The organism is Robiginitalea sp. (genome assembly GCF_049588695.1).
In the GTDB taxonomy this organism is placed as follows: Bacteria; Bacteroidota; Bacteroidia; order Flavobacteriales; family Flavobacteriaceae; genus Robiginitalea.
This window is the reverse complement of sequence record NZ_JBAVZJ010000261.1, coordinates 1-21,190: the sequence shown is the minus strand read 5'-3', so window position 1 is coordinate 21,190 and position 21,190 is coordinate 1. Positions and strand designations below refer to the sequence as shown.

At 48.5% G+C, this 21,190-nt stretch carries 23 protein-coding genes; 10 read left to right on the top strand and 13 right to left on the bottom strand.

From position 1 onward, the window contains the following. Window positions 1–17: 17 nt before the first annotated feature. From WBV75_RS06370 to WBV75_RS06360, 3 genes are all read right to left on the bottom strand, one after another. A complete protein-coding gene (locus WBV75_RS06370; RefSeq protein WP_424119803.1) occupies window positions 18–557 on the bottom strand; it encodes a 3-hydroxyanthranilate 3,4-dioxygenase in 540 nt (179 codons plus the stop codon). Window positions 558–657: 100 nt separating this feature from the next. Continuing rightward, a complete protein-coding gene (locus WBV75_RS06365) occupies window positions 658–1,137 on the bottom strand; it encodes a CAP domain-containing protein (RefSeq protein WP_424119802.1) in 480 nt (159 codons plus the stop codon). Between the two features lie 230 nt (window positions 1,138–1,367). Further along, window positions 1,368–1,880 (bottom strand): CvpA family protein, encoded by a 513-nt coding sequence (locus WBV75_RS06360; RefSeq protein WP_424119801.1) that lies wholly within the window; start codon window positions 1,878–1,880, stop codon window positions 1,368–1,370. 74 nt (window positions 1,881–1,954) lie between these two features. On the opposite strand from WBV75_RS06360, the gene WBV75_RS06355 reads away from it, so the two are divergent. The 3 genes from WBV75_RS06355 to WBV75_RS06345 all read left to right on the top strand — a co-directional run bounded on the left by WBV75_RS06355 (window position 1,955) and on the right by WBV75_RS06345 (window position 4,379). Continuing rightward, a complete protein-coding gene (locus WBV75_RS06355; protein ID WP_424119800.1) occupies window positions 1,955–2,311 on the top strand; it encodes a hypothetical protein in 357 nt (118 codons plus the stop codon). Then, window positions 2,308–2,637 (top strand): antibiotic biosynthesis monooxygenase family protein, encoded by a 330-nt coding sequence (locus tag WBV75_RS06350; RefSeq protein ID WP_424119799.1) that lies wholly within the window; start codon window positions 2,308–2,310, stop codon window positions 2,635–2,637. Before WBV75_RS06355 ends, WBV75_RS06350 begins: the two co-directional genes overlap by 4 nt. Before the next feature lie 77 nt (window positions 2,638–2,714). Then, entirely contained in the window at window positions 2,715–4,379 is a 1,665-nt protein-coding gene (locus tag WBV75_RS06345) for a glycerol-3-phosphate dehydrogenase/oxidase (protein ID WP_424119798.1), read from the top strand. A gap of 9 nt (window positions 4,380–4,388) precedes the next feature. Here WBV75_RS06345 and WBV75_RS06340 read toward each other — a convergent pair whose 3' ends face one another. Next, window positions 4,389–5,387, bottom strand: a complete 999-nt coding sequence (locus WBV75_RS06340) for an NAD(P)H-dependent glycerol-3-phosphate dehydrogenase (protein ID WP_424119797.1) — start codon at window positions 5,385–5,387, stop codon at window positions 4,389–4,391. Window positions 5,388–5,574: 187 nt separating this feature from the next. Between WBV75_RS06340 and WBV75_RS06335 the strand changes: the two genes are divergently transcribed. Both WBV75_RS06335 and WBV75_RS06330 read left to right on the top strand, forming a co-directional pair. Then, complete coding sequence (locus WBV75_RS06335) at window positions 5,575–7,104, top strand: SulP family inorganic anion transporter (RefSeq protein WP_424119796.1); 1,530 nt, start codon at window positions 5,575–5,577, stop codon at window positions 7,102–7,104. A gap of 203 nt (window positions 7,105–7,307) precedes the next feature. Continuing rightward, complete coding sequence (locus tag WBV75_RS06330; RefSeq protein WP_424119795.1) at window positions 7,308–8,282, top strand: phytanoyl-CoA dioxygenase family protein; 975 nt, start codon at window positions 7,308–7,310, stop codon at window positions 8,280–8,282. A gap of 3 nt (window positions 8,283–8,285) precedes the next feature. Here WBV75_RS06330 and WBV75_RS06325 read toward each other — a convergent pair whose 3' ends face one another. The 6 genes from WBV75_RS06325 to WBV75_RS06300 form a co-directional block, all read right to left on the bottom strand. Beyond that, entirely contained in the window at window positions 8,286–10,412 is a 2,127-nt protein-coding gene (locus tag WBV75_RS06325) for a glycoside hydrolase family 97 protein (protein WP_424119794.1), read from the bottom strand. A 147-nt stretch (window positions 10,413–10,559) separates the two neighbouring features. Further along, a complete protein-coding gene (locus WBV75_RS06320; protein ID WP_424119793.1) occupies window positions 10,560–11,129 on the bottom strand; it encodes a 2'-5' RNA ligase family protein in 570 nt (189 codons plus the stop codon). Window positions 11,130–11,233: 104 nt separating this feature from the next. Next, window positions 11,234–11,716 carry a c-type cytochrome gene (locus tag WBV75_RS06315; RefSeq protein ID WP_424119792.1) on the bottom strand — a complete coding sequence of 161 codons (483 nt, stop codon included), beginning with the start codon at window positions 11,714–11,716 and terminating at the stop codon, window positions 11,234–11,236. A 45-nt stretch (window positions 11,717–11,761) separates the two neighbouring features. Then, entirely contained in the window at window positions 11,762–12,724 is a 963-nt protein-coding gene (locus WBV75_RS06310; protein ID WP_424119791.1) for a YheT family hydrolase, read from the bottom strand. Beyond that, on the bottom strand, window positions 12,724–13,725 hold the full coding sequence (locus WBV75_RS06305; protein ID WP_424119790.1) for a bestrophin family protein: 1,002 nt from the start codon (window positions 13,723–13,725) through the stop codon (window positions 12,724–12,726). The genes WBV75_RS06310 and WBV75_RS06305 overlap by 1 nt, the downstream gene beginning before the upstream one ends. Before the next feature lie 12 nt (window positions 13,726–13,737). Next, on the bottom strand, window positions 13,738–14,709 hold the full coding sequence (locus WBV75_RS06300) for an NAD(P)H-dependent flavin oxidoreductase (protein WP_424119789.1): 972 nt from the start codon (window positions 14,707–14,709) through the stop codon (window positions 13,738–13,740). Between the two features lie 103 nt (window positions 14,710–14,812). Here WBV75_RS06300 and WBV75_RS06295 point away from each other — a divergent pair, with 103 nt between their 5' ends. Further along, window positions 14,813–15,289 (top strand): acyl-CoA thioesterase, encoded by a 477-nt coding sequence (locus WBV75_RS06295; RefSeq protein WP_424119788.1) that lies wholly within the window; start codon window positions 14,813–14,815, stop codon window positions 15,287–15,289. Here WBV75_RS06295 and WBV75_RS06290 read toward each other — a convergent pair. Then, window positions 15,261–16,166 carry a DMT family transporter gene (locus WBV75_RS06290; protein WP_424119787.1) on the bottom strand — a complete coding sequence of 302 codons (906 nt, stop codon included), beginning with the start codon at window positions 16,164–16,166 and terminating at the stop codon, window positions 15,261–15,263. The genes WBV75_RS06295 and WBV75_RS06290 overlap by 29 nt on opposite strands. Beyond that, entirely contained in the window at window positions 16,163–16,516 is a 354-nt protein-coding gene (locus WBV75_RS06285) for an arsenate reductase family protein (RefSeq protein ID WP_424119786.1), read from the bottom strand. The genes WBV75_RS06290 and WBV75_RS06285 overlap by 4 nt, the downstream gene beginning before the upstream one ends. A gap of 85 nt (window positions 16,517–16,601) precedes the next feature. On the opposite strand from WBV75_RS06285, the gene WBV75_RS06280 reads away from it, so the two are divergent. Then, entirely contained in the window at window positions 16,602–17,066 is a 465-nt protein-coding gene (locus WBV75_RS06280; RefSeq protein ID WP_424119785.1) for a DinB family protein, read from the top strand. Between the two features lie 6 nt (window positions 17,067–17,072). On the opposite strand, the gene WBV75_RS06275 is transcribed toward WBV75_RS06280, so the two are convergent. Next, window positions 17,073–17,810 carry a DUF3298 domain-containing protein gene (locus tag WBV75_RS06275; RefSeq protein WP_424119784.1) on the bottom strand — a complete coding sequence of 246 codons (738 nt, stop codon included), beginning with the start codon at window positions 17,808–17,810 and terminating at the stop codon, window positions 17,073–17,075. Window positions 17,811–17,947: 137 nt separating this feature from the next. On the opposite strand from WBV75_RS06275, the gene WBV75_RS06270 reads away from it, so the two are divergent. From WBV75_RS06270 to recO, 3 genes are all read left to right on the top strand, one after another. After that, the gene (locus tag WBV75_RS06270; RefSeq protein WP_424119783.1) at window positions 17,948–19,108 is read left to right on the top strand and encodes a cystathionine gamma-synthase; all 1,161 of its coding nucleotides are present in this window, start codon (window positions 17,948–17,950) and stop codon (window positions 19,106–19,108) included. A 128-nt stretch (window positions 19,109–19,236) separates the two neighbouring features. Beyond that, a complete protein-coding gene (gene gdhA, locus WBV75_RS06265) occupies window positions 19,237–20,580 on the top strand; it encodes an NADP-specific glutamate dehydrogenase (RefSeq protein ID WP_424119804.1) in 1,344 nt (447 codons plus the stop codon). A 96-nt stretch (window positions 20,581–20,676) separates the two neighbouring features. Continuing rightward, the coding region (gene recO, locus WBV75_RS06260) for a DNA repair protein RecO (protein ID WP_424119782.1) at window positions 20,677–21,190 on the top strand (514 nt) is incomplete at its 3' end.

Here is a 21,190-nt window from a genome sequence, read left to right as displayed (position 1 = left end):
GTACGCTTATATTTGTGTCAGGAGCTTTCGGTGAAGCGGGAATCGGCTTCCATCAGGGTACCGCAGTTTTCACAGGTCCTTAACTCTCGTGAACCGTAAAACGCTTCAAAATATGGAAGAAAATCCGTTTCGATATCTTCCAGTGTAAAATAGACCTCGTGTAGTTTATGATTGCAGGACTCGCAATACCAAAGCAGGCCATCACGGAGTTTTAAATGTTCTCTTTTCCTCTCGACCACCAGGCCTATAGAACCCGCGTGCCTCACCGGGGAATGGGGGATTTTTGCGGGGTGAAGGTACATGTCTCCCGGGCCGAGTTTCAGGGTTTTCTTTTTCCCGTTTTGCTGCACATGCACCTCGATCTCACCTTCGATCTGGTAAAAAAGCTCTTCAGTTTCATTGTAGTGATAATCCTTACGGGCATTGGGGCCACCGACGACCATAACAATATAATCTGCAGCCTCTGTGTACAGGTTTTTATTGCCCACCGGGGGCTTTAATTCATCCCGGTGATCTTCGATCCATTGAGTGAGGTTAAAAGGGGGGAGTATATCCATAGCGTTCGTTTTTAGTGGTTTTAAAGATAACTAAAAACCGAAACGGAGTAATGGTAGAGAAAAATGTAAAGCGATAAGAAGCCCAATGGAGAATTGCGGACTATTGTAAATAAAACAATTGGGTATAATAAAGATTGCCCTGAGGATCTTCTTTAATGCTAATGGCCGTGTGGGTATAGTTGCCCTCCATAGTCTTTTTATGAGATTCGCTCTGCAGCCACCCTTGCAAAGCTTTTAAGGCCGAATCGTAATTGCGGGCCACATTCTCCGAAACCGCTTTGGCAGCGACTTTGGAGGAAATCCCAGAAGCCCTGGCGCTGAAGTTGTCGTGATTCAACGAGCCCGTCGCAATCATGTAGTCTGTATGCGTATTGGCATATTGGTAAGCGACTTCACTAAAAATGAGGGATGTTTGTCCTAAAGTCTCCCGATGCGCATTTACCAGATCCAATAATTCGCGTTCCATTGCAGTGACATTCTGGGCAACAGGGTACTCAGGGCTCACGTCAGATTCCTTTGAACAGGAAACGACTGCAATTAGACATAATGCCACAACGGCATACTGTAATTTCGTTTTCATATAGTGTTCTCTCCTTGCAGGCTGGCTACGAAGGGTAAGAAGAGGAAAGTTCTCGGGTTTCCTCTCATTTGGGAACCCTAATATTACTTAAAACATCAACACCATGTCAAATAGGCCAATAAAATTTCGATTAAATGCTCAATCTGTCCGGGAACGGATGAAATGCACATTGTAAGGGTCAGAATATCACCTATAAAGCACGAAAAACCAACACTTTATGTAAGAAAAAGCTACTGAAATGGAGTGTAGTCGAGAATCGATTTAGACTCGAGAACACCTGAAAATACCAGCCCTCCCGTTTCCTTAATCGGCTCGTAGAGGACGGATTTTTCAAAAAAATCCGGGGCGATAAGATCAAGTGGTTGGTTGGCCCGTTCGAGAAAACTGAGTAGTGCGCCCAGGATGATGGCTACTTTTACCAGTCCAAAAATACCTCCGGCAATTTTGTTCAACAGGCCGAGCATGGCAAAATTCGCGACCTTGGTAAGAAGTTTTGCGAGTATATGCACTCCAAAGAGCAAGGCCAGAAAAGTTAGGATAAAGGCGGTAATTTTAACGCCAGTTTCATTCCAATCCAATTGCTGGCTTAAATAGTCTGAGATGAGATAGGAAAAGTGGATGGCCCCGTAGAATGCCACTATGATTGCCAGTATTGAGGCGACCTCAACAAAAATACCATTTCTCCAGCCCCTGTAGAACCCGTAGGCCAAAAACGCGGCAAGAATAATATCCAGGGTCTCCATACCAGAATTTTAACAAATATAGCCATTGATTTGTATCTTTGGCCGCCGTTGAGAGTTCAATTTAAACAGAGAGAATGTCGCGTGATCCACTTCTAAAGGAAAGATGGGAAATACTATCCGGAAAGCTTTCTGAACAGTTCGCAGAGGGGGCTCCCCTGGAGTTGGATGCCATCATTTACCTGATCGGTGTACAGGAACTCGGACAGGTGCATCGCAACTTCAAAAAGGATGAGAAAATCAATTTAATGCACATTGCGATCTGCCGCCTTCTCGAGCCCTATGGCTATTATGAATTTGACCATTTTGATTCCGAAGGCTGGCCGCACTACACACTTGTGGAAGCCCTTCCGACTTTAAAGGCCGGGGAACAGTCAGTGCTTATGAAAGAAGCCATCGTTTCCTACTTTACAGAGAAAAGTTATTTGGAATGAAAGGAGGATATTACGCAGTGATTTTTACTTCCATACGCACGCCGGAGGATGAGGCAGGGTATGCAGATATGGCCGAAAGCATGTACGAACTCGCTGCCCAACAACCAGGATTTATCGCCGTGGAACACGCCCGGGAGGCCATTGGAATTACGGTGAGTTACTGGGAATCCCTGGAGAGTATTGCTCAGTGGAAATCTCAGACAGAACATCTTGTTGCCCAACACCAGGGTCGAATGCGGTGGTATGAATCCTATCGCATTCGGATATGCAAGGTGGAACGGGAATATGGATTCCACCAACCAGAATCCTCTTTCCAGCGCCTTTAATGATAGCAATTCCATAACAATACAAGCGTTGGAGCGGACTTGTGAAAGTCTTATTTTTGAGAAAATCTCAATCACTAATGTACGAATCACTTCCTTTTTCCGCACGTAACCGCGCAGCAGACATTTCCAACCTACAAAAAGGGAACACAGACCTCATGGTTATCGGGGGGGGCATCACGGGAGCCGGCATTGCTTTGGATGCCGCTTCCAGGGGGCTGAAGGTAGTACTTCTCGAGAAGGGAGACTTTGCTTCCGGTACGAGCAGCAAATCGACTAAACTCATCCACGGGGGACTCCGCTATCTCAAGCAATTCGATTTCTGGCTCGTCAAGGAAGTGGGTTCTGAACGCGCCATTGTTCATAAACTTGCCCCTCATCTGGTATTGCCGGAAAAAATGTTGCTACCGCTCATCGAAGGAGGTTCTTATGGAAAGTGGCTCACTTCGATCGGCCTGAAAGTATATGATATTTTGGCCCAGGTTGGGGGGGATGACAAGCGGAGAATGCTCGAGAAAAAGGAAGCCATGCAGCTTGAGCCGCTTCTCCCGAAAAAGGGTTTAAAAGGAGCTGGATATTACGCCGAATACCGGACTGACGATTCCAGGTTGACCATTGAGAACATCAAAACGGCCCTGAAGTACGGTGCCAGGGCGTTAAACTATGCCGAGGTGACCGATTTTGTGTATACTCCAGAGGGGAAGGTCTGTGGGGTTGCGGTTCAGGATCAGATTAGCGGGGAAACTTTTGAAGTCCGTTCCAGTTATGTCATCAGTGCAGCGGGCCCCTGGGTAGACGAACTCCGGAGTATCAACCGCAGTAAAAAAGGGAAGCGCTTACACCTGACCAAAGGGGTGCACCTGGTCTTTCCCCATGAGAAACTGCCGGTGAAGCAATCGGTGTATTTCGATGTCCCGGATGGGAGGATGATTTTTGCGATACCCCGGGGAAAAATTACCTATGTGGGCACCACGGATACCAACTATAACTCTGACAAGGATGAGGTACATACCGATTTTGCAGACGCCATTTACCTGATCTCTGCTGTAAACAATATGTTTCCGGATATTGAACTCGAAATGTCCGATATCATTTCATCATGGGCTGGTCTGAGGCCCCTGATTCACGAGGAGGGCAAATCTGCTTCTGAACTTTCCCGAAAGGATGAAATATTTACCTCGGATTCTGGTCTGATCAGTATCGCCGGTGGAAAACTCACCGGGTATCGGAAGATGGCGGAGCGGGTAGTAGACCGCATCGTAAGTCAGATCGATGAGGATGAGGAAGGTCGGGAGGTATCGGATTGTAAGACGGAAGAAATACCCCTGTGCGGGAGTGATTTCAAGAACTTTAAACAGGTACAGAAGTATATGGCCAGGGTAGAGAGCAAGTTGGAAGGTGATGGGTTTGGAAGCTACGATGCATGGTATCTGGTTACGAATTACGGCAAGCAAACGGAATGGATACTGGAAAACTTCCGGGAGCTTTCGGACACCGACCCTCACTGGCGGATGATTAAAGCAGAGTTGCTATTTGCCCTCGAACACGAAATGGTCCATAACCCCATGGATTTCCTGATCCGGCGTACCGGCCGCCTGTACTTCGATATTGAAAGTGTGCGGGAGCATCTGGAGCAGGTGGCAGAAGTATGTGCACTTGAATTGAAGGCAGATGCCCAAACGCGCAAGGGGTGGGTGAGCGAGATGGAGGAAATTCTCCGGCAACACAGCTCTTTTACGCTCTAGGCTCTTGTATTAGCTTATTTTATCGGTGAGTTTGGCAAACACCTGCTTTGGGTCCTGACCTTTATAGAGGACCTGGTACACCGCATCTATAATCGGGGTTTTTACTTTTTTGCTAAAATCTTCCTTGATCTTATAGGCACTTTTAACCGCATAATACCCTTCCGCCACCATATTCATTTCCATCATGGCGCTTTTAACGGTATACCCTTTACCAATCATATTCCCGAACATCCGGTTCCGGCTGAATACAGAGTAGCCCGTTACCAGGAGATCCCCGAGGTATGCAGACTGGTTGATATTCCGGTCGATATTGTAAAGGCGTTTGGTGTATCGCTTCATTTCACGGATGGCATTACTCATCAAAACAGCCTGAAAGTTGTCCCCATATCCGAGTCCATGGGCGATCCCTGCAGCAATGGCGTAGATATTTTTGAGCATTGCCGCATACTCGGTTCCTATGATATCCTTGCTGACTTTGGTTTTGATATAGGAGCTGCTTAGGGCTGCGGCCACCTGTCGGGCTTTCTTTGGGTCTGCACAGGCAATAGTGAGGTACGAAAGTCGCTCCAGGGCTACCTCCTCGGCATGGCAGGGTCCTGTAATCACCCCGATTTCTGTAAAAGGGATGTTGTACTCCGTATGAAAGTGTTCCCCTACAATTTTGCCACTTGCAGGAACGATTCCTTTGATAGCAGAAAAAATGGTCTTTCCCTTTAAGGTAGTCTTGATTTTGGATAACTCTTCTTCCAGGAAAGCAGAGGGTATGGCGAATATCAGGATGTCCGCCCGTGTTATCACTTCGTCTATCTGGTCTGTTAAACGGAGTTTGGAGGTGTCAAAGGTGACTGAGGTCAGATAATTGGGATTATGTCCGTGTTCAAGTATATAATCAATGGCTTCTGAATTCCGCATGTACCAGAAGACTTCATCGAGGTTCTCGCAAAGCATTTTAACAATGGCAGTAGCCCAACTTCCTCCACCGAGAACGGCATATTTTTGATACTCCATGACCCCTGATCTGATTTGCGGTTAAAAGTACTTAAAATTTCATGTAGTAAAGACCGGGGAGCACAGGGGTAATGGCACGGGAGGGTCTGGGGATGCATCATGCCGATCGGTGCCGGCCCGAGATTTTGGGGCCATATTCGGCTCGGCCCGGTTTATAATGCTATTTTTGCGCCCTTAAAAGCGCATTTTGAAGAAATACCTTAACCTGTTCGATTTTTCACAGAAAGTCAATTACCGAACCGAAGTGCTGTCGGGTTTAACGGTAGCCCTGGCCCTGGTGCCTGAGGCCATTGCCTTTGCCCTGATCGCGGGTCTTTCACCCCTGACCGGATTATATGCCGCCTTTGTCATGGGCCTGATCACCTCCATATTTGGAGGACGCCCCGGGATGATTTCAGGAGCCACAGGGGCCGTGGCGGTGGTTATTGTTTCGCTGGCCGCCTCCCATGGGGTGGAATATGTTTTTGCCACAGTTGTCCTGGCGGGAATACTCCAGGTTACTGCGGGGATACTCCGGCTGGGTAAATTTATGCGTCTGGTACCCCAACCTGTCATTTTCGGCTTTGTCAACGGGTTGGCCATTATAATTTTCCTATCGCAAATGGATCAGTTCAAAACAGCAGATGGGGAGTGGATGCAAGGAACCCTATTGTGGACCTTTATAGGGCTTGTAGCCCTTACGATGGCCATCATCTGGCTCCTTCCCAAACTGAGTCGTGTGGTTCCGGCCTCTCTGGTAGCCATCCTTGTGGTATTTGGCCTGGTTCTGGCCTTCGGGATCCCCACCCGGAGTATCGGGGACATCGCTTCTATCAAAGGGAGTTTCCCCCCTTTTCACATTCCCGCCCTCCCTTTGAACCTGGAGACCCTGGGAATAATTTTTCCCTATGCCGCAATCGTGGCTGGAGTGGGGTTGATTGAAAGTCTGCTGACGCTCAATATCGTAGATGAAATCACAGAAACACGCGGAAGGAGCAATAAGGAGGCCGTGGCTCAGGGAGCGGCCAATATTTTATCTGGTTTTTTCTCGGGTATGGGTGGGTGCGCCATGATCGGGCAAAGCCTTATCAACACTTCCAATGGAGCCCGTGCACGACTCTCCGGGATTGTCGCTGCCCTTATGTTACTCGCATTTATCATGTTTGGGGCCCCCCTGATCGAAAGGGTGCCAATGGCTGCGCTTACCGGACTTATGATTATGGTAGCCCTCGGCACCTTTGAATGGGCGAGTTTGCGCACCTTCCGCAGAATGCCCAAATCGGATGTCCTGGTCATGATTATGGTGACCCTGGTGACGGTTTTCCTTCATAATCTGGCCCTGGCTGTACTGGTCGGAGTGATCATTTCCGCCCTGGTTTTTGCCTGGGACAATGCGAAGCGGATCCGGGCCCGGAAATATATCGATGAGGCGGGAGTGAAACACTACGAGATTTACGGACCGCTCTTCTTTGGTTCCATAGGTTTGTTCAACGAGAAATTCGACGTGCAGGGTGATCCTGAGGAAGTGATCATCGATTTCCAGGAGAGCCGTATCGTAGATATGTCAGCTATAGAAGCACTAAACAAGATAACAGAGCGCTACCTGAAGGTTGGAAAAAAAGTACATCTGAAACACCTGAGTTCAGATTGCCTGAAACTGCTTAAAAATGCAGATGAGATCATAGAGGTCAATGTTCTGGAAGATCCGACCTATAAGGTGATTACCGATACCCTTTAAGGAATTTTACGGCTTTACTTTTCAAGCGTTTCCCGGGGCTTCACATCTGTTGGGGCTACGGGGCACCTCAGTATTCTGAATTCAACACCCCGAAGGATCGGAATATTGTAAATGGCCCTGAAATACATTAACTTGATGGAATAACCGGAATGGGATTTGGAGGGGCATACCCCCTAAGCTGATCCTTCCGTAAAACCACCGCCATGGAAGAGGCTGGAAAAAAATGGGAAATGGGCAACAAGGCCCATGAGGCTATCCCGGGAAACCCTTCAACAGCTACCAGCAGTAAAAAGAAGCTCAATGATCGCTCCAACGGCCAGTCCTTGGAACTCCTCAGCGAGGGGGATTGGAAGCATTGGATCAGGGAGGGTTACGTGATCATAAAAGGGGCTATCCCAGTATCCCGCGCTCGCAAAACGGCTGCTTTGATTTGGGAGTTTGAAGAGAAGGACCCTTCAGATCCGACAACCTGGTATGCCCCTCCACGGGCGGAAATGCAGATGAAGGAACTGGCGGGGACCGGGATGGTCGAGCTCTACAACCATCAGTACTTATGGGATAACCGGCAGGAGGAGCGGATTCACAAAGCCTTTTCTGACCTTTGGGGTACTGAGGAGCTCTGGGTAACTATTGACCGGGCAAACCTGAATTTCCCTTCCCGACCGGGACATGAACAAAAGGGGTTTATCCACTGGGACTACGATCCGGAAACGCGCCCGCAGAATGTTCAGGGTGTTTTGGCGCTCTCAGACCAGACTGACCCTGAAATGGGCGGATTTCAGTGTATTCCCTGGCTATACAGGAACTACGATCAATGGAAGCAGGACCAACCGCCAGGCCGGGATCCTTTTCAGCCCGATATTACGGGATTGGAAGGGAAATTGGTCAAAGTAAAACTCGAGGCGGGCGACTTGCTGATTTTCAATAGCCTTTTGCCCCATGGGATTCGCCCAAACCACTCCCGCGACAAAGTACGCATCGCCCAGTATATTTCCATGATGCCCGCGGAACCCGAAAACGAAGCCCTCAGGAAGTGGCGCATTCATTCCTGGAAGAACCGCGTAGCTCCTGAAGGATATGCCTTTCCCGGGGATCCGAGAAAGTGGGAAGAGGACCGGTATAAAACCGCCCACCTCTCCACGCTTGGAAAGAAGTTACTCGGTCTGGAACCCTGGTAACCCTTACTCGCGGATCAGGCTGATGGCCAACCCTCCTCCTGCGGCCAGCCGGTACTTCATTCTGGAATTTCGGTCAATAGTGGTTGTCTCAATCTCTATATCCGTAGGGTTTTCCTTGTAATGGGCCTGGGCTCCATCCCGATATACTGTTGCGCGAAAACGGACTCCTTCTGGCAGAAAACTGAAATCGATCTCAAGATCCCTGGGGGACTCATCTGTGATGGCCCCAACAAACCAATTTCCCGTTTCCCTTTCCTCCCGGGCAATGGCTACAAAATCCCCTACTTCCCCACTGAGCACTTTGGATTGTTCCCAATCCACACCGACATCCCGGATAAATTCAAATGCCGGTTGACCTTCATAATTTTGGGGTAAGTCACAGGCCATTTGGATGGGGCTGTATATTACGACGTATAAGGCCAGTTGCTGGGCCAGGGTTGTGTTGATCTGGCTTCCGGGTTTCTGCGTCAAACCGATGTCAAATACCCCCGGGGTAAAATCGATAGGCCCTGCGAGCATCCGTGTAAAAGCTACTATTGGAAGGTGTTCAGGGGGATTTCCCCCTTCCACAGACCAGGCGTTGAATTCCTGCCCCCGCAACCCTTCCCGGGAAATGGCATTCGGATACGTCCTTCGTAAGCCCGTTGCCTTGATGGGCTCGTGGGCATTGATCGCTACTTGGTATTTGGCAGCGGTTTCCAGAACGTGGCGGTAGTGGTTGACCATCCACTGCCCGTGATGGTATTCTCCCTTTGGGATTATTTTCCCTACATATCCCGTCTTCACGGAATGAATTCCCAAATCCTCCATGAGGGCATAGGCGGTATCCAATTGTTGTTCATAGGTCCTGGGGGCAGCCGAAGTTTCATGATGCATGATGATCTCTACTCCTTTTTCCCTCCCATAAGCTGCCAGGGCTTCAATATCGTAATCGGGATAGGGGGTTACAAAATCAAATACCCCTTCCCGGTCCTCAAAACCAATCCAGCGTTCCCAACCGGTATTCCATCCCTCAACAAGCACCCCTTTAATGTTGTTTTCAGCGGCAAAGTCGATATACCTACGGGTGTTCTCAGTGGTGGCCCCGTGTTTTCCGTGGGCCTTCCCGGTATCTACCCACCGGCCGGACTCATCCAAAGTCATCCCGTAATCCCAGGTGGCCACCGCCAGGTGCATTTCCCACCAGATCCCAACGTATTTCATGGGGGTAAACCAGGAAACATCCCCCAGTTTATTTGGCTCATTCAGGTTTTCGATGAGTCGGGATTCAATCAGGTCACCAGCGCGGTCAGCGATTTGGACCGTTCGCCAGGGGGTGTGAAAAGGCAAGGCACGCCCGACTTTGTAATCCCGGAGTTCCGAACCTACCAGGGCACTGCTAAGCTTCAGGTTTTCGGTATCTACCTTTAGGGTCATCCCGGCATAGTCTGTCAGGTCTGCCTCGTGAAAGCTCAGGTGAACGCCGTCCTCAGAGCGCATGGTTACAGGAGTATTCACTGCATTTTCCGGAATATAAGTAGAAGCCAGGTTAGGATGATCCTGCTTCGAAATAGCGTTAATTTCAGAAACACGGGTCGTGTTGTAAAGGTGCTCATAAATGTCCCAGTCCCCGGGAATCCACCAGCTTATATGATCCCCGGTAAGTTGGAATTCTGTTCTTTCCGAGGTGATCAGAAGACTGTCTGTTCCTTCCTGCTGCGGGAATTCGTATCGGAAAGCGATCCCATCTTCGTAAGCCCTGAAATTGAGGATTAACCGGCGACCGGGGGATTCCTGTTCCTCCAAAACAACACGCGCGCCATTGTAGTGGTTTCGCACCTCCCGTTGTTCCCCCCATGGCATTTCCCAGGTTTCATCCTCCGAAAATATCTCGCTTTCCATCCACTTCATCCCATTTACCAGGGCGGGTTGGTCTTTAAATTCAAAACCCAGGCCGGAACTGTCTATGACGGTGCTTCCTTTGTGGAGTACCCGATATCCGGGACGCCCTGCTTCGTCCAGATAGATATCGATCTGATGTGTTTGCTGAGGAGAAGTGAGGGTGAGTGCGTCTTGCTCCGATGTATTTTGGCAACTAGTGAGGGCGAATAGGAGCAGGGTAAAAAAACGGGTCAGGATGGATGGGTTCATAGGACTTAATTTTGGAAGCGTATTTCCCTTTGCGGTGGGTTTGCATTATTGTAAATATTCTGGTATGTCAGTCATGTGGAGGATTAGAGGGAATTTTCAAAGTTAAAGATAGAAAGAATTCTCCTGTGTGCCTCTTGGGGGAAGGCACTATTCAACGGGGCGGCCATGGAAGGGAAACTCCATAAAAAGATCCCAGGTTTTGCCGTTGTGTTTAAGTAAAAACAGGCTGCCGGCCTTAAAGGAAGCGCTAAACCTCCGCGATTGAAATACTTCCCAGGCCGCCTTAAAATCGGATTCATCCAGGTCCCTTGTCGCTATGGTCATGTGTGGATGGAAATTCGAAGTCCGGTGTGGCTCCGGAAACCCCAGCCGGGATACCAACTCTTTTTTTAAAGCGGACTGCATTTGTTGAAGCGGGAGGTGGTCCTCGACCTTTACAAAGAGGACTCTGGGGGCAAAGCAGTCAAAACCGTTCAGACTCACCCCGAGGCTCACCTGGCCTGCAGCGAATTCCCGCAGGCATATCTCCAAAAGGTGTTCCTCGGATTCCAACCAGTGAAAGGGCATCTGAAGCGTGATATGGGCCGGGGATTTCAGGGCGTGAGCAGCCCCGAAACGATCCTTGATTTCCCTTTTGAAGTCGTCAACCGTATCCCTCAATGGGGGTTCCGGCACAAGTGCAATGAAATAGTGCTTTTTTTTCGCTTTGGCTTCCATGGGATACTTTTATGAAGGGGAATAAAAGGAGCTGCTTCTAAACAGCAAAAAAAAACCGGATAAGGCCTGGGCCAGATCCGGTTCTAATTCGATTCCCGAAAGATTTAAAGCGTTCTCAAATATTCGGCCAGGGCCCTGGCATCTTCTTCGGAGAGATTCTGGTTGAGCATAATCGCCCCGTTGTACTCCTCGAGCAAGGCCTTGGCTATAGGGTCTTCTTTAAGCATACCGTCCGGGTTGAGGATCATATTCATAACCCATTCCGGGCTTCGCCTTTCATACACCCCGGTAAGATCCGGCCCTATCATGCGCTGGCCGATCATATGGCAGGCCGTACAGATCATTTGATATTGCGTTTCCCCGGCCTTGGCCAGTTCCGTATCGATAGCTTCCTCAAAACTGACAGATGTTATGGGGCCGACTCCCTTATTATTAAGGTCTACGGGTACGCCTTGGGAGGCCGTTGCTGATTTCGCTTCTTCTTTTTTATTCCGGTTCATTTCAAAACCGTCTTTTTTCGATTCTTTTTTTTCACCACAACCCAAAAGGAGGGCCGTAAGTGCAATACCCGACAGGATTCGTTTCATAGGATGACTATTCTAAATGAAGCCCCTAAGATACTAAATAGCTCTTTAATTCAGGGCATTTAGAAACTCGAGACTTCTTTTTTCACTGTAGTAATATGGGCCGCTATCTACAAAGCCCACATGCCCGCCGTAACGGGGGTTTTCAAAATGAACATAGGGGTGCTCCCTGCATTGCTCCACAGGATAACACTTATCCCCGAGAAAAGAGTCATTCTGTGCATTTAACAAAAGCGTGGGGACAGTAACGCTGCTTAGAAACTGGAGACTACTGCATTGTTTGTAATAATCAAGGGCGTCCCTAAACCCATGGGCCTGACTGGTATACACGTCGTCGAAGTCCTTTAGACTGCCAATCCGTTCCACGCCTCCCTCGGGAAACGCCCCGGGAAATCGCCTTTGTTTCTCCGCAACTTTTTCCCTCAGGGACTTCAGGAAGCGCTGGGCGTATATCCAGTTTCCCGGTCGGTTGAGTTGTATCAGGGAGTCGTGAAGGTCGCAGGGGACGGAAATCACGGCTGCACCCTGGATACACCTGGTAAGCGCGGACTGTTCCCCTAAAAATTTCAGAATCAGATTGCCTCCCAGGCTAAAGCCTTTCAGGTAGATCTGTTGGTACGAAGTGGTCTTTAGGATGTGACTGAGGACGGCACTGAGATCTTCAGTGGCCCCGGAATGATAGGAACGGAATGTAAGATTGGGCTCGCCACTGCAACCTCTGAAGTTTACTGCGCAAATATCGTAGCCGTTTTCGCTGAAGAGCCTGGCGCTACCCAGTATATAAGGGCGCTGGGCATTTCCCTCAAGTCCGTGCAAGAGGACGATAACCCGATTGGCACCAGAGGGCTGACGCGTCCAGTCTAGATCCAGGAAGTCTCCGTCTTCCAGATAGATACGCTCCCTTTGTTGATCTGGCCCGTTGGGTTTGCGCAGGAGTGCAGAGTACAGGGTTGAGGCATGGCCATTTCGAAAGGGGATTGGAGGCCTGAATTCAGAGGATATCAGGGGCATTAGTAGAGAATATTTTTCTTTGGTGCTATTTTCTCCGGTAAAGACTCCTCGTCGAGCATGTCTTTTAAATCAATTTCGATTGTGCGACAAATAGCCGTCATGGGAACATCCGTAAAACGACCTTCGAAGGGATCTTCGCTATTGCTGCCAACTTTATCTATGGTGATAAATATCCAGGAAACCAGGACGGAAAGGCAGACTGCTGCAAATTCCATCCAGACGCGGGCGGAACCGCTCAATACCATGACTTCGTCACTAAAGGCATTCAGCAGGCCAAAGGGGAGTAGGAGCACAAAAATCCAGGCAAATACCGTCCCGAAAAAGGAGTATTGCCTGGGGAATGGGGTGTTTTTGATCCGCTCACAAGCCCCTTGCTGATTGAACATCTCCTCTAAAATGTGAAAGAACCGAAGCTTATCGAATTCGGTGATCGCGCCCTTGTCGCGCAATGCATCCAGGTGAAGCCCCTGGTTTTTTAGGAGGTGGGTTGCTATATTTTTCCGAGATTCCAGGGATTCTGATTCGTCCCCCGAAACAAAAAGTTCGAGGATATCTTCGAGGGTCTTTTTCTCTTCATAGGCTTCAATCGACCGCTTCAACGATCGGTTGGGCTTCATGGAAAACGTATTGGGTAGCCTCAGTTGGATCCTCAGCACATTAATCCAGGCCAGATGTCTGTAAATAAGGACCTTTTGATCTTCCCGGCTTCCCGCTACATTGGCCAAAACCTCAGATGTCCAGGTCCGTGAATAATTCACAATGGCCCCCCAGATTTTACGGGCTTCCCAAAAACGATCATAACTCTGGCTGTTCTTAAAACCGAGATAAAAGGAAACCGCGATACCGATAACGCTGAGCGGTTCGAAAGCGAGGGAAATAAATGTCCAGTTCAGGTAATTATATAAGAAGAAAACCAGGGACGTCCATAGAACAAAGAAAACAAGGTTTTTCCAGGTCCCCAGTATAATGGGAATCAAACCCATATTCCTTTTTACGTACATAGTGACATCGGATTAACGGTAGTGGTCCAGTACAGAGGCCTGTGCTTTCAGGGCCTGCAGGAATTCCCCCCGAAGGCGTTCAACCAGTTTGTCCACCGGCAGCACATCGTGTATTGTAGCCACTCCCTGCCCTGCCGACCAAATGGTTTTCCAGGCCTTGGCCTCGGTGTCGAGTTCCTTGCCAAAATCGATTTTTGTATCCTTTTTCAGGTCTTCTTCGGTAAGGCCCGCCGCCCGGAGGCTTGGCCCTAAAAAGTTCGCGTGTACTCCTGATATTGCCGCCGTGTAAACAATATCACTCGCTCCGGCTTCGATGATCATTTCCCGATATTCCGGAGGGGCCGCGCTCTCCTGGGTATTGATAAATCGGGTGCCCATATAAGCGAGATCTGCCCCCATCTGAAGGGCGGATGCCACATCGCGTCCGGTGCTGATACAACCGGAAAGAATGAGGGTTTTATCAAAAAAGCTTGCCACTTCTGCGATAAGGGACATGGGGTTCATGATCCCCCCGTGCCCGCCTGCACCTGCAGATACCAGGATAAGCCCGTCCACTCCGGCTTCAGCCGCCTTTTCAGCATGTCTCTTTTTGATGATGTCGTGGAAGACCAGCCCCCCGTAGCTGTGCACCGCATCCACTACTTGCGAGACGGCTCCAAGGGAGGTAATGATAAGGGGCACCTGATGTTTGACGCATAGTCTTAAGTCTGCCTCCAGCCTGGGGTTAGAGGGGTGTACAATCAGGTTAACTCCAAAAGGTGCCGGAGTCTTTCCTGTTTCTTCTTCGTATGTAGAAAGCGCTTCCTTTATCTGGATCAACCAGGCTTCAAAGCCCTCACTACTCCTCTGATTCAGGGCAGGGAAAGTACCTACAATACCATTTTTACAACAAGAGATAACGAGTTCCGGGTTGGAAATCAAAAATAATGGGGCTGCGATAACAGGCAGCTTCAGGGTCTTGATAAAGGCGGGTTTTTCGCTCATGGAAATATGTTATTGGGCTAAAAATAAGGATAAATTAAAGCCCAACCGGAAAAGCAATTTTAAATTCAATGTATTTTTGAGGTTTTACTTTTAAAGACGCACTATGTATTTGAAGCCTGTAGAAATTCGATGGAATGATCTGGATGCCAATCGCCATCTGGGCAATACGGCATTTATCAGTTTTATGAGCCATACCCGGATGGCGTTTTTCCACGACCTGGGCTTTACCCTGGAATACCTGAATACCAATGACATAGGTCCTGTAGTCTTCTACGAACACGTTTATTATTTGAATGAGGTTTTACCTGGAAATCCGGTTCAGGTTTCTCTGGAGATCAACGGTTTGAGCGCCGACGGGATGTTTTTTGAATTTTACCACAATATATACAACCACAAGGGGGTTCAAGTGGCACATGCACAACTTATGGGGGGTTGGATGAATCTCACAACCCGTAAACTAACCTGTCCTACCCCTGAGATGAACAAAAAATTCAATGGTATCGAAAAGGGTGAAACCTTCAGGGTTCTTACCCAAAAGGACACACGACCCGTCAGGATTCCGCGGAAAGACCTGCCTTAGGGCGTTTACTTACCAGATATACGCCCATGAGCACCAAAAGTGTGGCTCCGAATGTCAGCAGGGAAAGCCTGTCCTTCCCCATCATCAGTGCAAAGAGGATCCCGATAACGGGTTGAGCATAGACGAAAGCACTTACCGTAGAGGCCTTTAACTCGGTTAACGCAAAAACGTTGAAGAGGTAGGTCAAAAAAGTAGTTCCAATGATTACAAACGCGATTGCCCCAAGGCCCGCCGGGGGGATTTCCATCCAGTTAATTTCCAGAAATTGTGTTACTGTGATAGGAAAATTGATCACAAAAGCCAGGGTGAATAGCCACTTCATGAGAGTAAAGGGGTGGTATTTCTCGATGAGCTTTTTAGCCAGGATCAGGTACAGGCCGTAGCTCGTTGCATTTACGATAAAAAGGGCATTTCCCAGGGGGATATTCGGGGCATTCACCTGTTCCCCCTCGCTCATAAATATAAGTGCAAGGGCCCCTGCAAGCCCCATTCCTATGCCTAAAACCTTAACCCTGGTAACTTTTTCGGCAATCAAGAAAACAGAAAGGACTGTGACAATAATAGGTGTAATTGTGACCAGGACCGAGCTGTTAATGGGGGTGGATAGCTCCAATCCCTTGAAAAAAGCCAGCATATTGATGACCATTCCAAAAAGGGCACAGAGCAAAAGCCGGCCCCAATCGCGTTTTTCAATACGTTCTTTAGGACCGAAAATTGAAATGATCCAGAACAGGATTGCGGCTCCGCTTACCCGAAGGAAAATAAAGCCAAATGCCCCAACATGATGTGGCATTACACCTTTGGCGATTGTGTGGTTCAGGCCGTAAATTGTCGTGGCCCCGATGGCGGCCAGGATGGCCAGCGTCCTTTTGCTCAAGGGTGCAGGGCTTCTTTGGTAGCAGCAACGGTTTTTGCAGCATTTCCAATAAAAATTTGGTCTTCGATTACCGTTACCGGCCTTTTCAGAAATGTGTAATGTTCCAGGATTAAATCCTTATAATCTGCCTCGCTGAGGGCCTGATTTTTAAGGTCGCGTTCTTTGTACAGGCGGGCGCGTTTGCTGAACAGTGCCTCGTAACTGCCGGCGAGCTCCCGCAAGGCTTCGAGATCCGATTCAGTGACCGGTTCGGTTTTTATATCTTGTTTGGCGAAGTCCTCCGGGAGATCCAATTCGGAGAGAATGCGTTTACAAGTATCACAGGTGCTGAGGAAGTAGAATTTTTTCATAAGACCAAGATCAATGCCCGATTTTTTCTCGTATTCAAAAGTAAGGTTTAATTTAGAAGCAAAACGGATTTAAACCCAATTCCAAATGAAGGCAGAATTCATTTTTCAGACTATGCAGCGTCACAGGGAAAACCTGGTTAAAATCCTTGAGAACACCCCGGAACCAGCCCTTGCGCATATCCCGCAAGGTTTTCGAAACAACATTTGGTGGAACATCAGTCATGTCCTGGTCGTACAGCAGCTATTGTGCTATAAATTGAGTGGCCTTCCCCTGAATATTTCAGATGATTTGGTCAGGGCGTATTCCAAGGGTACCTTCCCGGAGGAACTACCCAATCCGGAAAAGCGGGCGGAGGTGGCGCAACTCCTGGTGGATACTGTTGGAAAGCTGGAGCAGGATTACAACAACGGTATTTTTCGAAACTACACAACGTATAAAACCAGTGCCGGGTTTACGCTGACTTCCTTTGACGAAGCGCTACAATTCAATCTTTATCACGAGGGGCTTCATCTGGGAACGGTACTTTCCCTATTGAAAATTGTTGGGTAAACGCGATTATTTTGTGGACCGTTCGAGAAATGCAAGTCCTTTTTCCAGGGGGATTTCCAGGATGAGTGATCCATCGGCATATGAGGCGACTTCATAGGGGTTATAGTGCAGGACAATGGCGTCAGCGGAAAGGCCAATGTTTTCAGGGAGTGTGAACTGATTATCTTCAAACATAAACCCGGTGCTGTTTATCGGAGCCCCTGCCGGGATGTCGTATTTTTCCCGGAATGCCCGCTCGGCAAATGCTGAAAACGCTTCCGGATCTTTCAGGAGTTCACTCCCTGATAGTTCGGCCCCCGTTTTTTTATCGAAGTTTAAATATCGTGTGGCTCCGTAGCCATGGGCTCCCCCTGTGAATATATATGTTTCGAGTTCTATGGTTAGCAAAAAGGGATCTTCATAGGATCTTGTGCCTGCTACACTGGCTTCCCATCCGGTCAATTCCTCTGGAAATTCCTCCTGTAAATTTCGGAATCCCTCGGTAAAGGCATCAATAGCCCCGGGTATATCCACGGCATTTTTATTCTGTGCAAAATCCAGTAGCTCGATGATTTCTTCCCGAATACCAGTATTGACGGACTTACCCAGAATTGTATTTTCCCGGGCTTCAGGGATCGAAATCCGCACTTTCGGACAGTCCGCGCAAACCGCTCCCTCGAATTCACGGATTTCCAGGGCTGTGACGGAATCTGAAGTACAGGAGACAAACGCAAACAGAAAACAAATGGAAAGAATGATTTTCATGGACCGGGTAGTTCAGAGGACAAAGAGGTTAAACATTGTAAAGGTACAATCCCCGACGATACGACAAAGTCATTTTTGCCCATAGGGTTGTAATCGGCCCGGAATCCGAATACCTTTGCCAGAATAATTTTCTACGGATGAAAAAGCCCTTAAGATTCAACACGAATACAATTCACGGAGGACAGGAACCGGATAAAGCCTACGGTGCGGTGATGCCTCCGATCTATCAGACTTCTACGTTTGCCCAAAGCACACCCGGGGGGCATAAGGGGTTTGAATATTCCAGAAGTGGCAACCCCACCCGCCACGCCCTCGAAAAAGGACTGGCCAGCATTGAAAACGGCAGTTATGGCCTCGCATTTGCCAGTGGTCTGGCTGCGATGGATGCCGTTGTAAAACTCTTAAGTCCCGGAGACGAAATCATATCTACAAATGATCTCTATGGCGGGAGCTATCGTTTGTTTCGCAAGGTATTTGAACCCTTTGGGTTGCGTTTTCATTTTGTGGACATGAAAGATCCGGCCCGTATTGAAGCGGCTATTTCGGATAAAACCAAACTCATTTGGGTGGAAACACCCACAAACCCGATGATGAATGTCATCGATATCAGGGCCGTGGCGAAACTGGCCCGAAAAAACAATATCCTGCTGGCTGTAGACAATACTTTTGCAACCCCTTATATACAACAACCGCTGGACCTGGGGGCTGATATTGTCATGCATTCTGCGACCAAATACCTGGGCGGGCACAGTGATGTAGTTGCCGGTGCTCTTGTAGTCCGGGATTCCGAACTGGCCGATCGATTGTACTTTATTCAAAATGCAAGTGGAGCAGTTTGTGGCCCCATGGATAGTTACCTGGTGCTACGGGGAATTAAAACTTTGCACGTCCGTATGCAGCGGCATTGCGAAAACGGAGCCGCAATAGCCCTGTACCTTCGAAGTCATCCGGCCATGGAGAAGGTGTACTGGCCCGGTTTTGAGGATCATCCCAACCATAAAGTAGCCAAAGAACAAATGACGGATTTTGGGGGAATGATTTCTTTTGTGCCCAAAGGAGCCAATTACGCCGACGCGGTGAAAATAGTCGAATCCCTGAAAGTATTCACCCTGGCCGAGTCTCTTGGGGGTGTGGAGAGTCTTGCAGGACACCCGGCCAGTATGACCCATGCCAGCATCCCTAAGGAAGAAAGGGAGAAAAGTGGGGTTACGGACGCCCTGGTACGCCTGAGTGTGGGAATCGAAGATGCCCGGGATCTTATCGAGGATCTGGAACAGGCGCTCTCCTCCCTGGGGTAGTGACTTAGAAGGCACACTCAAAAAAATTGTCAAATTTTCATTAAAAGAGGTGAAGAATTACGGGAAAGGCATAATTTAGCCTTAATAATTTCAACCTGACAATTATCAATCCAATCTCTATGTCTGAAATACAAGCAAAGATTGAGGCTTTTATGGACGAAATCCGAAGCCGAAACGGCCATGAGCCCGAGTTTCTTCAAGCCGTACAGGAAGTAGCAGAAACTACTATTCCCTATATCTCCAAAAACAAAATTTACAACGGCAAGAATATCCTGCTGAGAATGGTGGAGCCAGAGCGGCTTATCTCGTTCAGAGTGGCCTGGGTAGATGATAAAGGAGAAATCCACGTGAACAGGGGGTACCGTATCCAGATGAATTCGGCGATCGGGCCTTATAAAGGAGGATTGCGTTTTCACCCATCTGTAAATGCCAGTATCCTTAAGTTCCTGGCTTTTGAGCAGGTCTTTAAAAATAGTCTGACTACCCTGCCTATGGGAGGTGGAAAAGGAGGTTCTGATTTTGATCCGAAAGGAAAATCGGATGATGAGGTTATGCGCTTTTGCCATTCTTTTATGACTGAATTATGCAGGCATATAGGACCAAACACCGATGTTCCTGCCGGGGATATTGGGGTAGGTGCCCGGGAGATTGGCTTCCTCTTTGGGATGTATAAGAAAATCCGTAATGAATTCACCGGGGTGCTGACCGGAAAAGGACTTTCCTGGGGGGGATCAAAAATACGGCCGGAAGCTACGGGCTATGGCACGGTTTACTTTGCCGAAAACATGCTAAAAACCCGGGAAGACAGCGTCGAAGGGAAGAGTGTTGTTATCTCAGGATCCGGAAACGTAGCTCAGTATGCAGCTGAGAAAGTCCTGCATCTCGGGGGTAAGGTCCTTACGATGTCCGATTCGGGGGGATATATTCACGACAAGGACGGAATTGATGAAGAAAAGCTCAAATGGGTCATGGACCTCAAAAATGAGCGAAGAGGTCGTATTTCGGAATATGCGGAGAAGTTTTCCAGCGCCACCTATCACAAAGGAGAAACCCCGTGGAATGTGCCTTGCGATATGGCCTTGCCTTGTGCTACTCAGAATGAATTAGACGTTGCAGATGCGAAAAATCTGATCGATAATGGCTGTATGTGTGTGGCAGAGGGGGCCAATATGCCGTCCACCGCTGAGGCTATTCACGCTTTTCACGACGCCAGGATATTGTTTGCCCCAGGAAAAGCTTCAAACGCCGGGGGTGTTGCAACCTCGGGTCTGGAAATGTCGCAAAATTCGTTGAGAATTAGTTGGACCCGGGAGGAAGTTGATCAAAGGCTTCGCGCAATCATGGAAGATATTCACGATTCATGTATCGAGTACGGTGTGGAGTCTGATGGATATTGTAACTATGTTAAGGGGGCGAATATTGCCGGTTTTGTAAAGGTGGCCGATGCCATGTTGGCCCAGGGTGTCATCTAAAATAAACATGTATGTATTCAATCTCCCGAAGGGCAGTTGGCTGTTCGGGGGATTTTTTTTGCAATAGCCGTATCTTTAGGCCAAACAAACCGTTCCGTGCCCGTAACGACTAAGGCCATAGTGCTTACTTCTCTAAAATACGGAGATAATAGCTTGATATCCAAGGTATTGACTGAGAAACAGGGCGTGCAGTCCTTTATGTTGAGGGGAATTTTGAAAACCCGGAAAGGACGGCTTAAAATGGCATTTTTCCAACCGCTTACGCAACTCGAAATAGTCGCTCAAACGAGCGCATCAGGTTCCCTGGGATATATCCGGGAAGCTTCAATAAGTTATGGGTACCAATCCCTGCACACAGAGGTTCGCAAGGGAGCAGTGGCTTTGTTTTTGGCTGAAGTACTCTCCCAGTGTTTCAAGGAAGCTGAAGCAGATCCCCGGCTCTTTCAATATGTCGAAACGACCTTGCAATGGCTGGATCAGCAAGAGGAGATGGCCAATTTTCATATTCGATTTCTTATGGGCCTTACCCGTCACCTCGGGTTTTTCCCAGATCTGAGCTCGATCGAAGGACCGTATTTTGACCTGGTTGAAGGGGCTTTTTGCCTGACAC